The sequence below is a fragment of the Leptospira andrefontaineae genome, assembly GCF_004770105.1.
GTDB lineage: Bacteria > Spirochaetota > Leptospiria > Leptospirales > Leptospiraceae > Leptospira_B > Leptospira_B andrefontaineae.
Map to the genome: position 1 here is coordinate 470,083 of NZ_RQEY01000018.1, position 13,360 is coordinate 483,442.

Here is a 13,360-nt window from a genome sequence, read left to right on the forward strand (position 1 = left end):
GTGAAAACTCTAGGTGATATTCTCGTAGAAGACGGGGTCATATCCGCCAAGGATCTAGAAGACTCTCTCAAACTACAAAAAAAGAATCATTTACCATTAGGGCATATTCTTCAGAAAAAGGGCATCGCAGGAGAAGTAGACGTTCTCAAGGCGATGGCCCGCCTGTACAAAATGGAATTCCGGGAAAAACTGGATTTCAAGGGAATGGAAGAAGTTTACGACCGTATCCCCCTAAAGCTTATCCAAAAAAGTAAAATAGTTCCTTTCGAACTAAATAAGAAGAATGTTAAAATTGCGGTGTCCGATCCTACGGATCTTCACCCGATGGACGATGTACGTTCTGCATTAAAAGAATTTAAAATAGAATTCATACTCGCACCTGAACCGGAAGTGATGAGGCTTATCCACTCCCAGTTCGATACTACATCCGCAGCTGCAAAAGATATGCTGAATGAAATGGAAGGTAGTTTCTCTGAACTCGCAGAAGGTTTTGATAACGAAACAATCGACCTTTCAGACGACGCTCCTATCATCAAGATGGTGAACGTGATCCTTTCTCAAGCGGTAAATGAGAGGGCTTCCGATATTCACGTAGAACCTTACGAAAAAAGCCTAGTGGTTCGTTATAGGATAGATGGTATTCTGCATAATGTTTTGACTCCCCCTAAGTCTTATCATGCAGGGATCACTTCTCGTATTAAGATCATGTCCAACCTGAACATTGCAGAGAATAGATTACCTCAAGACGGTAGGATCAAACTCAGACTTGCAGGAAAGGATGTGGATATCCGGGTTTCTACAATTCCTTGTCAGTTCGGAGAACGTATCGTTATGCGTCTCTTGAATAAAACCGATCAGAAATATTCCTTGGAAACAATGGGATTCTATCCGGATCTTGTAAAAACACTTCGTACTCTAATTTACGAACCACACGGTATTATCTTAGTAACCGGTCCTACTGGATCCGGTAAATCCACCACGTTATATTCCGCTCTAACTGAGCTGAATACTGAAGAAAGAAATATCATCACCTGCGAAGATCCAGTGGAATATCAGATAGATGGTGTTTCTCAAATGCAGATGCAGGAGAAGATCGGACTCACATTTGCGACCGGGTTACGCGCTATTTTACGTCAGGACCCGGACGTTATCATGGTGGGGGAGATCCGGGATGAGGAAACTGCTAGGATCGCGATCCAAGCTTCCTTAACCGGTCACTTGGTATTTTCCACTTTGCACACCAACGATGCGGCTTCTGCTGCCACAAGACTTGTGGATATGGGAATTGAACCTTATCTTATTACTTCTACAGTATTGGGATTTATGGCCCAACGACTTGTAAGAACTATATGCAAAGAATGTAAAACTTCTTATAAGCCTACACCTCAGGAATTGGAATCCATCGGAATTTCCAAGAAGGATCTAAAAGGTGGAGTTTTATACAAAGGCAAAGGTTGTTCACATTGTATGAACACCGGGTTTAAGGGAAGAACAGGGGTTTATGAACTTCTGATCATAGACAGTAAGATCAAAAATGCAATACTTGCCGGATCGGATACGAACAAGATCAATGATGTCGCTTTAGAAAACGGATTTGCTACCATGAGAGATTATGGTATCCGAAAAGTATTGGATGGAGTTACCACCCCGGATGAAGTTCTAAGGGTGACTTAAGTTTTCCTTCCATGGCACTTTTTACTTATACTGCGTTTAACAAAAAAGGAAAGGAAGAGAAGGGGATTATAGATGCCCCCAATATCCAATCCGCAAGAGCAAAACTTAAAGGAAAAGGTCTATACGTTCGCCAAATTTCAGAAGATGCGGAAAGAAAGGACAGAGAACTTTTTCCATTCTTAGCAAAACTTCTTTATAGAGTTCCTAAAAAGATCATAGGTCTTTTTTCCAGACAGCTCGGAACTCTTTTGGGTGCAGGTATTCCTTTAGATAAATCTCTTTCCAGTATTATTGAACAAACTGACCACGAAGTATTTCGTAAAGTAGTGATCGCGATGCAGGCGGATATTACCGAAGGAAGTTCTTTATCCGATTCGATGAGAAAACATCCGGATGTATTTCCGAACCAGTATCCTTCTCTTGTTTCCGTAGGAGAAAGAACAGGTGATTATGAAACTGCACTCATGCGTCTTGCTGAGATGGAAGAAAAAAACCTACAGTTAAAAGGTAAGGTCACAACAGCGCTTGTTTATCCGGGAATTATTTTCTGTCTTTTACAGATCGTTATCATATTCCTACTTACCACAGTAGTTCCTCAGATCGAACATCTATTCGTAGAGTTTAATGCAACACTTCCTATGATTACTCAGATCGTAATCGGAAGTTCCAAACTTCTGACGGGGTATTGGTTTCTTATCTTTCCTGCAATCGGTGCAATGGTTATAGGCTTCTTCTTTTATAAATCCACGCCGGAAGGTAAGGAAAAATGGGAGAAGTTCGTTCTTAGGATACCGATCATCCGAACTCTCAATAAAAAAGTACTCATATCCAATTTTGCTAGGAACCTAGGAATCCTTCTTACAAACAGGGTTCCTCTCATTATTTCTCTCCAAATCGTAGAACAGATCGTTAACCATTCCGTTTTCGGACAAGAAATCAGAAATGCATGCGATAGAATTCGAGAAGGAGAGAAACTTTCTGCTGCATTCACTGGGTCAGAGATATTGCCACAACTAGTTATAGGTATGATGTCTGCCGGAGAAGTTTCGGACCGAGTTCCTGAGATGTTAAATAAACTCGCGGAAATCTATGACCAAGAAGTGGATTCCGCTTTAAAAAATGCAACCCAGGCAATCGAACCTTTGATGCTTGTTTTTATGGGTTTTGCGATTGGTATCATTATGGCGGCGATCATCGTTCCGATGTTCAGCTTGACCCAAAACTTGCAAGGTATATAACAATAGAAATAGGAGAACCGACTTTGAAAACGGGAAACAAACGGAGAAAAGGATTCACTCTTATCGAATTAGCGATCGTTGTCGCCATTTTAGGTGCTTTGATGACTATCATTCTTGTCAGCGTGGATTTCGGTGGAGTAAGCCTCGAGACTGCAAAGATGAAGATCAAAAAAGACAAACAGGAACTTAGATTACATTTGGAAAGATACGCTTCCAAATTCGGAAGTTATCCTAGCGAAGAGCAAGGTTTAGACGCATTAGTTGAAAGACCAACTAACGGAGAAATTCCTGAGACCTGGATCCCAATGGTAAGCAGCAAGGATTCTATCAAAGATCCATGGAAAAACCCATATAAGCTCAGATATGATGGAGCGGGTGAGATCCAGATCATTACTTTTGGTCAAGACAAAGCAGAAGGCGGAGAAGGTTTGAACTCGGACTTTGATATCACTAAAGAAGAACAATATCCTCCTCAATTCGCTTCTGCATCCGGCGCTAAAAAATAAATCAAATGGGCCCAAGAGCGAAAGGCCGGATCCGTTCCGGCTTCACATTGATCGAATTGGGAGTCGCAGTGTTCCTGATTGGAGTGATGTTCGCTCTTGTGCTTCCTTCCTTAGTTAATTTACTCACGCCTGGTGCCCAAGAAGAAGCGATGTTATTGCATGACGTTGTGAACTTCTGTTTTCGTAGGGCAAAGATCAACCAGAGAACAGTCTATCTTCAGTTGAACGTAGATACTGAAACTTATACCATCATAGATATGGAAAGGGACGATACCGGCCTGAAAGAAGTTCCAGTATTCAAAGACAGAGAACTTCCTAGCTCTTCTGCAATCGTAGATGTGATGGATGGAAGAGGTTATAGATATAATACAGGAAAGATCAGAATTCCATTCTCTCCTATGGCAGTAGCGGAAGATTTTTATATCCATTTAGGTCCGGATCCGGAGATCAAGAGAACCCTTATCATTAAACGTTACGGCGGTAAATCGGAAATAGAAGACGGGGAAGTTGTAGTTTCCAAGGAACAATTGGAAGAATACAAACGTAGCGAGCAATATGGTACGAGTAAGTTTTAAAAGAAAAAACCCTCTTAAAAAAAGACAAGGTTTTACTATTTTAGAAATGACCCTGGCGTTTGCACTCGCTGCAGGTTGGCTCCTCTATGTACTCATGGTAGTTTCCGAAGGAATACGACTTAAAAAAGTTGCGGCACTTCAGATAGAAGCAACTCATTTAGCAAAAATTAAAATGGCCCAGATAGATTCTGCTACCATTCTACAAGCGGATACAAGTTCCGGGGAAATTCCAGGATACAAAGACTGGAGATTTACCACGATCATCAAAGAAGAGAACTTGGATCTTCTAAAAATGGCTGGAAAAGATAGCGGCAAAAAGCCGGAGGACCTTCTAGGAGGTGCAAACTCCAGCATGAATCAACTTATTGCAAAAAGGACCGGGAATAATCAAGGTTCTGCAACAGGTGGACTTATCGCAGTATTTCATATTTATGTAACAATAGAATACCCCACAGGTGGCAGAGATAACCAAGGGATTCCAGTAAAAGAACAGTACACGATCGAGACCTATAAGGCGAGGATGAATTGATATGGGAATAGCTTCTCAACATTCAATATTTCTTAAGTCTATTCGTAAAAGAAGAAGGTCTGGATTTACGCTGATAGAATTAACGATTGTTGCCGCGTTACTCGGGGTTCTACTCGGAATGGTATTCGGAACTTATGCTACTATCTTAAAAGTTACTCGTCCAACTTCCGGCTCGGAAGGTGTGGATAGAGAAAAAGCGATCTCCGTTATCGAAAATATTCGAAGTACATTGACCATGGCATATTATTTCCAAACGGAAAAAAATCTGGTCTTCGTAAGTAGAAAAGGACGCAAATCGGAAGATGGACCAAGGCATCCTGGAGAAAGTACTAAAGATCATTTTATAGTATTCGCAGCAGTCCATCCAAACTCGGAAGAAGTCGCTCTTCCTGAAGTAAGAGAAGTAGAATATTATCTAAAACAAAAAGACGGCACTGATTATTATAAATTAATGAGAAGAGAAGATGAGATAGTAGATCGTTATCCATTCGTAGGCGGACAAGAATACGAGTTATTGGATAATGTAAAATCCCTCTCTTTTAAATTTTCCAAAACAGGAAAAGAATGGGAAGAAGAATGGGATTCCTTCCAAAGAAAAAGTATCCCTCGTCTTATTCGAATAGAGATCATCGCGAATATGGGAAACAAAGAAAGACGTTTTGAAACTCTTGCTTTCCCTGGGATGCTTCTGAAATGAATTCAGGTCTTGGTCTAAAAGGCAGAAGATTTTCGAGAAGAAGAGGAGCAATCGTCATGCTTCTGGTTGGAGGTATAGGTGTAGCTGCACTAACAACCACCTTGGATTTTGCGGAAAGATCAATGGCAGAATATAAAATTTCCCAAGGAGAAATGTCCGGATTCAAAGCTTCTCTTTTAGCAAAAGCTGGATTCCAAGGTGCATTAGCAGCACTCAGAAAAATCCCGGAAGAACAATTATACCAATCCGGGATAGGTCTAAATCCACCGCCGGTCCCAATGGGAGGAGGATGGATTTATTATAAGATCCAGGGAGAAGATGGAAAAATTAATCTGAATTCTATCTTCAATGCAGACACAAAAGAACTGAATTTAAGAAACCAAGAAATGGCCCAAAGACTTCTGGAACGTTTGGGCATGAAGAGAGACCTATTCAACCCGGTGGTGGATTGGCTGGATGACGATAGCCAAGGTAATTTCGAAATTTCATATTATGAAAAACTGACCCCGCCGAGAAAGATCAAAAACGCATACATGTATTCTCTTTCTGAGCTTACCTCTGTGAAAGGTTTCGATCCTAAAATAGTGTACGGTTCCCAAAAACCCCCGGACTATGAACAAAAGTATTCCAAGGATTTTATGTCCGACGAGGAAAAAAGCCTGATCGGAGAGTCTGATTTCGTTCTGGCAAATAATTTGACCGCATTTGTTCCCTTCCAGAGAAACTACGACGATAGAATCAACTTGAACGCCGCACCGTACTTCGTTTTAATGTCTCTATCCGATTTTATGAACCGTCAAACCGTTCTTCAGATCATGAAAATGAAGATCAAAAAGGGCGGTTACCTGAAAGAAATTAAGGATCTGGAAACTATCCCAGAATTCCAGGTACCTTCGGTGGGTGGACTTTCTCTCTATAAAGAATTAGCAGGAGAAGGAACCGATGTCTCCGGTGGAAGGATCAAAACAAAGGGTGAAATATTCCGGATCAGTGCAGTCGGGGAAGTAGAAAGAAACTATAATAGTAAAAAAAGTTCCGATGTTATGAAAGGACCTAAGATTGTTCGTAGGATCACCGGAATTTTTGACCTGACCAATAACCTGATGCTATATTATAGAGAAGATTAATGTTCTTATACGAAAAGTTTTTAACCGTAGATTACGGTACAAATTCTGTAAAAGGTGTTCTGTTTCAAAGAGTTGCAGGGAATCTGACTCTACTTAGAGCAGAGACCATGCCTATCTCCAGAATGGAAGAAAAGGAATATGAAACAAATGTACTTCGTTTCATAAACACATATTTTGCAGAAGAACATGCAATCGTACTTTCACTTTCTTTAGACAGACTTTTTGTAAGAGAGATTTCCATTCCTTTAACTACAGAAAAAGCGGTGAGAGAAGTAATCCCTTTCGAAATAGAAAGTAGGGTTCCTTTCCCAATGGAAACAGTAGAAGTCCTCGGTTCCGTTTGGAGGATAGACCAAGAAAAATCGGACGTAATCACTTATACTTCTCATCATTCAGAGTTTGATACATTAGCTTCTCCATTTCTGGAATCCAGCCTTGTGTTTCGTGGGATCTTCGTGGATTCAGTATGTCTAGGTTCCGTTATCTCCAAACATTTACATAAAGAGATACAATTCGCAAATGTTGCTCAGTTGGATATTGGCGGCAAAAAATCCATCCTGAATGTTACCAAAGATGGAAAGATCGCTCACACTCGTTTTCTTTCCGTTGGAGGGGATACTCTTACGGAAGAAATTTCTAAAGCATTAAAGATCCCTAAAGATAAGGCAGAAGCTTTAAAGACCAGTATCCAATTCGAACCATTTCATTCTCCTGAGGATGGTTTGAATTTATTTGCAAAAGAATACAAACTCAAAGTTGCAGATATCAAAAAGGCATTTGCAATCGCTCAGGAATTTTTCACATCCTTAAGCGAAGAAGTCCGCAGAAGTTTTCTTTCTTTAGAAGAAACAGAAAGACCTGAGGTAGTATACCTTTCAGGAGAAGGAAGTAAGGTCAGGGATTTGGAATCCTATATAGGAGAAAACCTTGGGATCCAAGCCAGAAGATATGATTTCTTAAGCGCGGATCCGGATAGGTTCGCTACCTGCTATGGGATGGCGTATCATCTGATCCAATCTAAAAAAGCTAAAATAGATTTTTTAGAAACTCCTTATGTAAAAAGACTTAATAAGAACTTATTCGATATAAGTATATTTAAACCTCATATTATCTTGAGTTCTGTTTCTTTCGTACTCTTGATCGGAGTATTTTTCTTAGGGATTATTTCCGATAAAAGAAAGTTAGCAGCTGCCAATAAGATCCTAGCTGAAAAAGTAAAATCCAGTACCGGTTCCAGCGTTCCTTCTAATAGAGATCCTATTGAATTTGCCAAAAGCCTAAGAGATGGTGCAGAAAGAAAAACCGAACTCTATAGAAAGTATCTCTCCAAACCGAGTGTATTGGACGTACTACATGAAATTTCCTTAAAGTTTCCAGATCCGGGAATGCAACCTTTCTTATTCCAAAGTATTACTTATGATAATGGTTCCGTATCCATCCAAGGTGCCGTAAACGAGATCTCTGAAATCGGAAAAGTACAGGATTCCTTGGCCCGTTCTCCAATGTTCAAAAACGTAAAATTAGATAGTAACCGTCCGAACTTCGGACTCAAAACATTTAAAGTCTCCTTTGTGATCAAGATGGAGGTGACCTCTAAAATCGAAGAAAACGATTAAGGGGAATCGTCTATGTGGCAAAAATTACAACCTAGGGAAAAACTTTTATTAGTTATTGCTGCCGGACTGATCGTGGTCCTGCTATTATTCTTAGTAGTCCGTAAAATTTACAGGCTTAGGACCGATCTTTCTGAAACAGTAAACAATACTCCCGGACTAGTCGCGCAGTTGGATAAAACAATCTCTGATTATCTATTTTTCAGATCACTGGAAAATGTGAACACAGGAGAGAATGATCAAAGTGCGTTTGCCGCAAAGTTAGAAAGGATCTTTTCCGATAATGGAGTTAAGGATAGAATTTCTACAATGAGACCTATCCCTGCAAAAGCAATCGACAAAGGAAAATACCAAGTAATCGTTTTCGAAGTGAATTTAAGAGGTGTGCCTCTGGAAAACGTCATGTCTGTGTTGTATGATATAGACAAAGGTAATAAGGTAAACGCGAGGGTTGAATATTTCCAAACCAATAAGCCTTACCAAGACAAAAATACCTACGACGTGAACATGAAAATTGCGGCCTATAGTGTCGCTCCCGGAAAATAAGATGGCTCGCGCAAAAAAGATAGAAATAGAAGATGAGGAAGAATTAATCTCCAACGAGGAAGAAGAGTTCCTCACGATGGAATTGGAGGAATTACCTCCGGATGGATTAGAGGAAGAAGATACTCCCAGATTTTCACTAAAACAAAAACTTATATTGATCGGAAGTGGGCTTAGTTCCTTTCTTCTTTTTTTGATCCTATTATTTCCCTATGAAAACATAGTCCGGCAGTTAATGAGTTCATCCTCCGGACAACCAAGCAGTATATTTTTTAACGAGTTATCGGTTTCGGTCCTACTCGGAAAAGTTTCCGTAAAATCCATGGAGATCATGGGCCAAACATTCAAGATCAGATCTAAAGATGCTCAGATCAAGGCAGGACTTTTTTCTTTATTGAGAAAAAAGGTAAACGGTGATTTTGAAATTGAAGAGTTAGAAGTAGATTACGATGGCCAAACTCTCGGAAACATAGGAGAGTTAGAAGGTCATTTGCAGTTGGATTCTTTATCTGTCCCTGCAAGTAGATTCGGCGGTGCATTCTCTCTTAAAATGCCGGAAGGAAAATTCGGATCTTTCCCTAATCTTCCTGAAATTCCTTTTATAGGAAAAATAGAAAACTTTTTCATAAATAAAATACTTATCACTTCCAGAATTGACCAAGGAATGGTAGAGTTCGAAGAATTTATTATAGATACGTCCGTCGCAAGATTGGATCTTCATGGGAATCTAAGACTTTCGGATTCACTACCTAATTCCCAATTAAATTTAAGAGTTTGTTTCGAGTTAGAAAGAAATTTTGCCTCTGCGGCAGAGAATCAGATCATTGTAGGTGCATTGGATCTTTTAGAAAAAGGCGGAAGTGGAAAATGTATCCCAATCACTGGGACCTTCCAAAGACCTGAATTCAAGATCCCTGGCTTGAACGCTCCCGCCGGTTTACCTGGCGCAGGCCCTGTTCCTTAATTAAACAAATTTTTAAACTTCTCTCAAACGAAATAGAGCAGGAGAGAATATTCATTTTTTCTAAAGATACAAAAAAGCCTCAAGTGATTGCGCCACCTGAGGCTTTTCTTTTTATCCGGACTGGACTCTTAGATCAAGAGCACCCAGTGGTCGCCCCGCAAGACATACATTTCAAGCAGGAACCGTTTCTTACCATTTCGAAAGATCCACATTCTGTGCAGGAATCTCCGGTATATCCTTTGATCCTTGCCATTTTGATCTCTTCCATCAAAGCAATCCCTGAACTCGGTTTTTCCGTCCTCATCATTTGAGAGTAGGAAATTGTTTCCGGCTCAGAAGCAGGAGCAGTCTCCACCACTGTAGCCGCAGGTTGAGAAACAGGCGCCTTAGGCTGGATGGACTCAGAAGATTTTCTGGATCCAATCTCATCTCCTCTTAGATCTTCCGGAGCTACTTGGCCAAGATCGTATCTTCCCAAGTAAGTGATCGCAAGTTCTCTAAAGATGAAATCGATTACGGAAGTGCTCATTTTGATATGTTTATTTCCGGTCACGATACCATTTGGCTCGAATTTGAAGAATGTGAATGCATCCACAAACTCTTCTAATGGCACTCCATGTTGTAGACCTAAGGAAACGGAAATCGCGAATGCGTTCATCAAACTTCTGAACGCCGCACCTTCTTTGTGCATATCCACGAAGATCTCTCCGAGTTGTCCGTCCTCGTATTCACCAGTTCTTAAATAAACTTTGTGACCACCGACTACTGCTTTTTGAGTATAACCCGCTCTTCTATTAGGAAGTTTACGTCTGTGGGATATATACTTATAAACGATCTTTTCCGCAAATTGAGAAGGATCTTTAGCGACCGCAGCTTCTACGATCTCTTCTTGTTCTTCTAATTCGATTCCGTTTAGAAGTTCCAATACTGAGTTCAAAGGTTGAGAAAGTTTGGATCCGTCACGATAAAGAGCATTCGCTTTTACCATCATCTTCCAAGAGATATAGTATGCGTTTTTGATATCTTCGATAGTTGCATCTTCCGGAAGGTTGATGGTTTTAGAGATCGCACCGCTGATAAACGGCTGAGCAGCAGCCATTGTACGGATATGGGACTCATAGGAAAGATAACGTTTTCCGTATTTGCCACATTTGTTTGCACAATCGAATACCGGATAATCTTTCTCTTTTAAGTAAGGAGCGTTCTCGATGGTCATTGTTCCACAAACATAGTCGTTTGCTTTATTGATCTCATCTTTAGAGTAACCTAAATGCTCAAGAAGATTGAATGTGAAAGAATCATAAGTTTCTTTTGCGATTCCCAAATTCTTTTGTAGGAAGTTCTCACCTAAATTGAACTTATTGAATGCGAAATTGATATCGAACGCATAAGGAAGAGAAGCTTCTACTTTTTCCAAGATCTCGTTCGTGAAACCTTTTTCTTTCAGGCTTTGGGTATTGATTACTGGAGCTCCGTTTAAGGTAGCATGTCCCTTACAATAATTAACGATAGATTCGATCTCAGAAGGGGAGTATCCCAATTTGCGAAGAGCCAAAGGAACGGATTGGTTGATAATTTTGAAATAACCACCACCCGCTAATTTTTTGAATTTCACAAGAGCGAAATCAGGCTCGATACCAGTAGTATCACAATCCATTACAAGACCGATAGTTCCTGTAGGTGCAATCACTGTAACTTGTGCGTTTCTGTATCCGTGAGCTTCTCCCAAAGAAACTGCATTATCGGAATCTTCCTGAGCAGCTTTTAAAAGGTAAGAAGGGCAGTAGGCAGGATCAATTCCAACAGGAGTGATAGTCAGACCTTCATAATCTTCGGAAGGAACATTATAAGCCGCTCTCTTGTGGTTTCTTAGAACTCTAAGCATATGCTTTTTGTTCTTCTCATAACCAGGGAACGGCCCCAATTCTTTTGCCATTTCCGCAGAAGTAGCATAAGCGGTCATATGCATGATAGAAGTGATGGCACCAGTGATTGCCATCGCTTCTTTAGAATCATAAGGAATTCCCATGATCATCAATGCAGAACCAAGGTTTGCATATCCTAGTCCAAGAGTTCTGAACTTATAAGAAAGTTCTGCGATCTCTCTGGAAGGGAACTGAGCCATGGTCACGGAAATCTCTAAGATAATTGTCCAAAGACGGCAAAGATAACGGAAACTTTCTACATCAAAAACAAGAGTTTCCGGATCTACAAATTTCTGTAAGTTAGCAGAAGCCAGGTTACATGCAGTATTGTCCAAGAACATGTATTCTGAACATGGATTGGAAGCATTGATGTTTCCATCTTCAGGACAAGTATGCCATTCGTTGATGGTAGTATGATATTGTGTTCCTGGGTCTGCAGAAGACCAAGCTGCAAAAGAAATTCTATCCCAAAGATCTCTTGCTCTGATCGTTTTTGCAGGTTTAGCAGCTCTTTTTTCTTTGAGAGCTTTTTCCTTTTCAGTTCTGTTATATAAATGCCAAGGAAGATCTTGTTCAACGGCAGTCATAAACTCATTTGGAAGACGAACTGAGTTATTACTATTCTGTCCAGAAACAGTATTATATGCTTCTGATTGCCAATCGGTTGTTAATTCTTCGAATATTAATTCTTTATAACCTTGTCTAGCAAGATCGATCACTCTTTTGATATAATTATCAGGAATTAAAACTTTCTTAGCTTCTACGATGGTTTTCTTAAGAGCGGCATTCTTTTTAGGTTCGAAACGATCCTCTCCCTCCATCTCGTAACAAGCTTTCATGATCGCATTCAAATGTCTGTTGTTCAGAATGGATCCGGTTACAAGAGAAGCTACTTTTTTCTCTTCTTCTACTTTCCAATCTACGAAACGATCGATATCCGGATGATCTACATCCAAACATACCATCTTAGCTGCACGACGAGTGGTTCCTCCGGATTTGATCGCACCAGCGGCACGGTCTCCGATCTTTAAGAAACTCATTAAACCGGAACTTTTTCCTCCGCCAGAAAGGGATTCATTTTCCGCTCTCAGGTTAGAGAAGTTAGTTCCTGTTCCGGAACCGTATTTGAATAAGCGAGCCTCACGGACCCAAAGATCCATGATACCACCTTCATTTACTAAATCATCATCTACACTTTGGATAAAACATGCATGAGGTTGTGGATGTTCGTATGCGGAAGAAGATTTTACCAATTTTCCACTGGTAGGATCCACATAGAAATGTCCTTGGGATTTACCGTCGATCCCATACGCCCAATGTAATCCAGTATTGAACCATTGAGGGGAGTTGGGAGCGGACATCTGAGAAGCCAACATGAAAGAAACTTCTTCATAGAAGATTCTAGCGCTTTCTTCGTCGGAAAAATAACCGTATTTATATCCCCAATAAGTCCAACAGCCCGCTAAACGGTGAAATACTTCCTGTGCGGATGCCTCTCCACCGAAACGATCTTCTGCTTTTAAAGAAGAAAGTTTTTCAGTGTCTGGTTCAGAGCGCTGTAACCATTCTGGAATGCCTTTTTCATCTACTTTTTTTAAGTATTTTGGCACTCCTTTGCGTCTGAAATACTTCTGGGCAAGAATATCTACTGCAACTTGAGACCATTGGTCCGGAACAAGAATATCCTTAGCTTCGAAAACAACGGATCCGTCAGGGTTAGAGATCTTAGAATTCCTCTTAACCCAGTTTAAGTCCTTAGAAAATCCCTTCTCAGGTGAAGTGAAATGTTTATTTAGCTTCATAGCATGCTCCTCAATGAAACTCCGGCAAAATATAGTGCGTTTTTGGATTATGTCACGCTACTATAGCTTTCAAATTTTCCCATAGTACTTTTTCCAAAAGCTGTTCGGTTTTCGCCGGAAAATTGTATGTAGATCCGATCAGAAAATACCTATGTCTCGAAGATTTT

11 protein-coding genes are annotated in these 13,360 nt (G+C 40.4%); 10 read left to right on the forward strand and 1 reads right to left on the reverse strand.

Translation table 11 applies throughout. The features are described from left to right. The 10 genes from gspE to gspN are packed head-to-tail and all read left to right on the forward strand — an operon-like array spanning position 1 to position 9,466. Entirely contained in the window at positions 1-1,674 is a 1,674-nt protein-coding gene (gspE, locus tag EHO65_RS13865; RefSeq protein ID WP_135775173.1) for a type II secretion system ATPase GspE, read from the forward strand. Between the two features lie 11 nt (positions 1,675-1,685). Next, complete coding sequence (locus EHO65_RS13870) at positions 1,686-2,912, forward strand: type II secretion system F family protein (RefSeq protein ID WP_135775174.1); 1,227 nt, start codon at positions 1,686-1,688, stop codon at positions 2,910-2,912. 23 nt (positions 2,913-2,935) lie between these two features. Continuing rightward, positions 2,936-3,418 carry a type II secretion system protein GspG gene (locus EHO65_RS13875; RefSeq protein ID WP_135775175.1) on the forward strand — a complete coding sequence of 161 codons (483 nt, stop codon included), beginning with the start codon at positions 2,936-2,938 and terminating at the stop codon, positions 3,416-3,418. Positions 3,419-3,423: 5 nt separating this feature from the next. Next, the gene (locus tag EHO65_RS13880) at positions 3,424-3,993 is read left to right on the forward strand and encodes a type II secretion system protein (protein WP_135775176.1); all 570 of its coding nucleotides are present in this window, start codon (positions 3,424-3,426) and stop codon (positions 3,991-3,993) included. Then, complete coding sequence (locus EHO65_RS13885) at positions 3,974-4,522, forward strand: prepilin-type cleavage/methylation domain-containing protein (RefSeq protein WP_135775177.1); 549 nt, start codon at positions 3,974-3,976, stop codon at positions 4,520-4,522. Before EHO65_RS13880 ends, EHO65_RS13885 begins: the two co-directional genes overlap by 20 nt. A 1-nt stretch (position 4,523) precedes the next feature. Then, positions 4,524-5,219, forward strand: a complete 696-nt coding sequence (locus tag EHO65_RS13890; RefSeq protein WP_135775178.1) for a type II secretion system protein GspJ — start codon at positions 4,524-4,526, stop codon at positions 5,217-5,219. Further along, complete coding sequence (locus EHO65_RS13895; protein ID WP_135775179.1) at positions 5,216-6,346, forward strand: type II secretion system minor pseudopilin; 1,131 nt, start codon at positions 5,216-5,218, stop codon at positions 6,344-6,346. The genes EHO65_RS13890 and EHO65_RS13895 overlap by 4 nt, the downstream gene beginning before the upstream one ends. Beyond that, positions 6,346-7,962 (forward strand): cell division FtsA domain-containing protein, encoded by a 1,617-nt coding sequence (locus EHO65_RS13900; RefSeq protein WP_135775180.1) that lies wholly within the window; start codon positions 6,346-6,348, stop codon positions 7,960-7,962. The genes EHO65_RS13895 and EHO65_RS13900 overlap by 1 nt, the downstream gene beginning before the upstream one ends. Before the next feature lie 12 nt (positions 7,963-7,974). Then, positions 7,975-8,505: a hypothetical protein gene (locus EHO65_RS13905; protein ID WP_135775181.1), complete on the forward strand. Its 531-nt coding sequence runs from the start codon at positions 7,975-7,977 to the stop codon at positions 8,503-8,505. Position 8,506: 1 nt separating this feature from the next. Then, a complete protein-coding gene (gene gspN, locus EHO65_RS13910; protein WP_135775182.1) occupies positions 8,507-9,466 on the forward strand; it encodes a type II secretion system protein GspN in 960 nt (319 codons plus the stop codon). Between the two features lie 133 nt (positions 9,467-9,599). Here gspN and EHO65_RS13915 read toward each other — a convergent pair whose 3' ends face one another. Further along, positions 9,600-13,193: a vitamin B12-dependent ribonucleotide reductase gene (locus EHO65_RS13915; protein WP_135775183.1), complete on the reverse strand. Its 3,594-nt coding sequence runs from the start codon at positions 13,191-13,193 to the stop codon at positions 9,600-9,602. Positions 13,194-13,360: the final 167 nt, after the last annotated feature.

Excerpts from the sequence above, each read along its gene's own strand:
- EHO65_RS13905 (WP_135775181.1), top strand. The coding sequence starts at position 7,975 with ATGTGGCAAAAATTACAACCTAGGGAAAAACTTTTATTAGTTATTGCT.
- EHO65_RS13895 (WP_135775179.1), top strand. The coding sequence starts at position 5,216 with ATGAATTCAGGTCTTGGTCTAAAAGGCAGAAGATTTTCGAGAAGAAGA.
- EHO65_RS13885 (WP_135775177.1), top strand. The coding sequence starts at position 3,974 with ATGGTACGAGTAAGTTTTAAAAGAAAAAACCCTCTTAAAAAAAGACAA.
- EHO65_RS13915 (WP_135775183.1), bottom strand. The coding sequence starts at position 13,193 with ATGAAGCTAAATAAACATTTCACTTCACCTGAGAAGGGATTTTCTAAG.
- EHO65_RS13890 (WP_135775178.1), top strand. The coding sequence starts at position 4,524 with ATGGGAATAGCTTCTCAACATTCAATATTTCTTAAGTCTATTCGTAAA.
- gspN (WP_135775182.1), top strand. The coding sequence starts at position 8,507 with ATGGCTCGCGCAAAAAAGATAGAAATAGAAGATGAGGAAGAATTAATC.
- EHO65_RS13900 (WP_135775180.1), top strand. The coding sequence starts at position 6,346 with ATGTTCTTATACGAAAAGTTTTTAACCGTAGATTACGGTACAAATTCT.
- EHO65_RS13870 (WP_135775174.1), top strand. The coding sequence starts at position 1,686 with ATGGCACTTTTTACTTATACTGCGTTTAACAAAAAAGGAAAGGAAGAG.
- EHO65_RS13880 (WP_135775176.1), top strand. The coding sequence starts at position 3,424 with ATGGGCCCAAGAGCGAAAGGCCGGATCCGTTCCGGCTTCACATTGATC.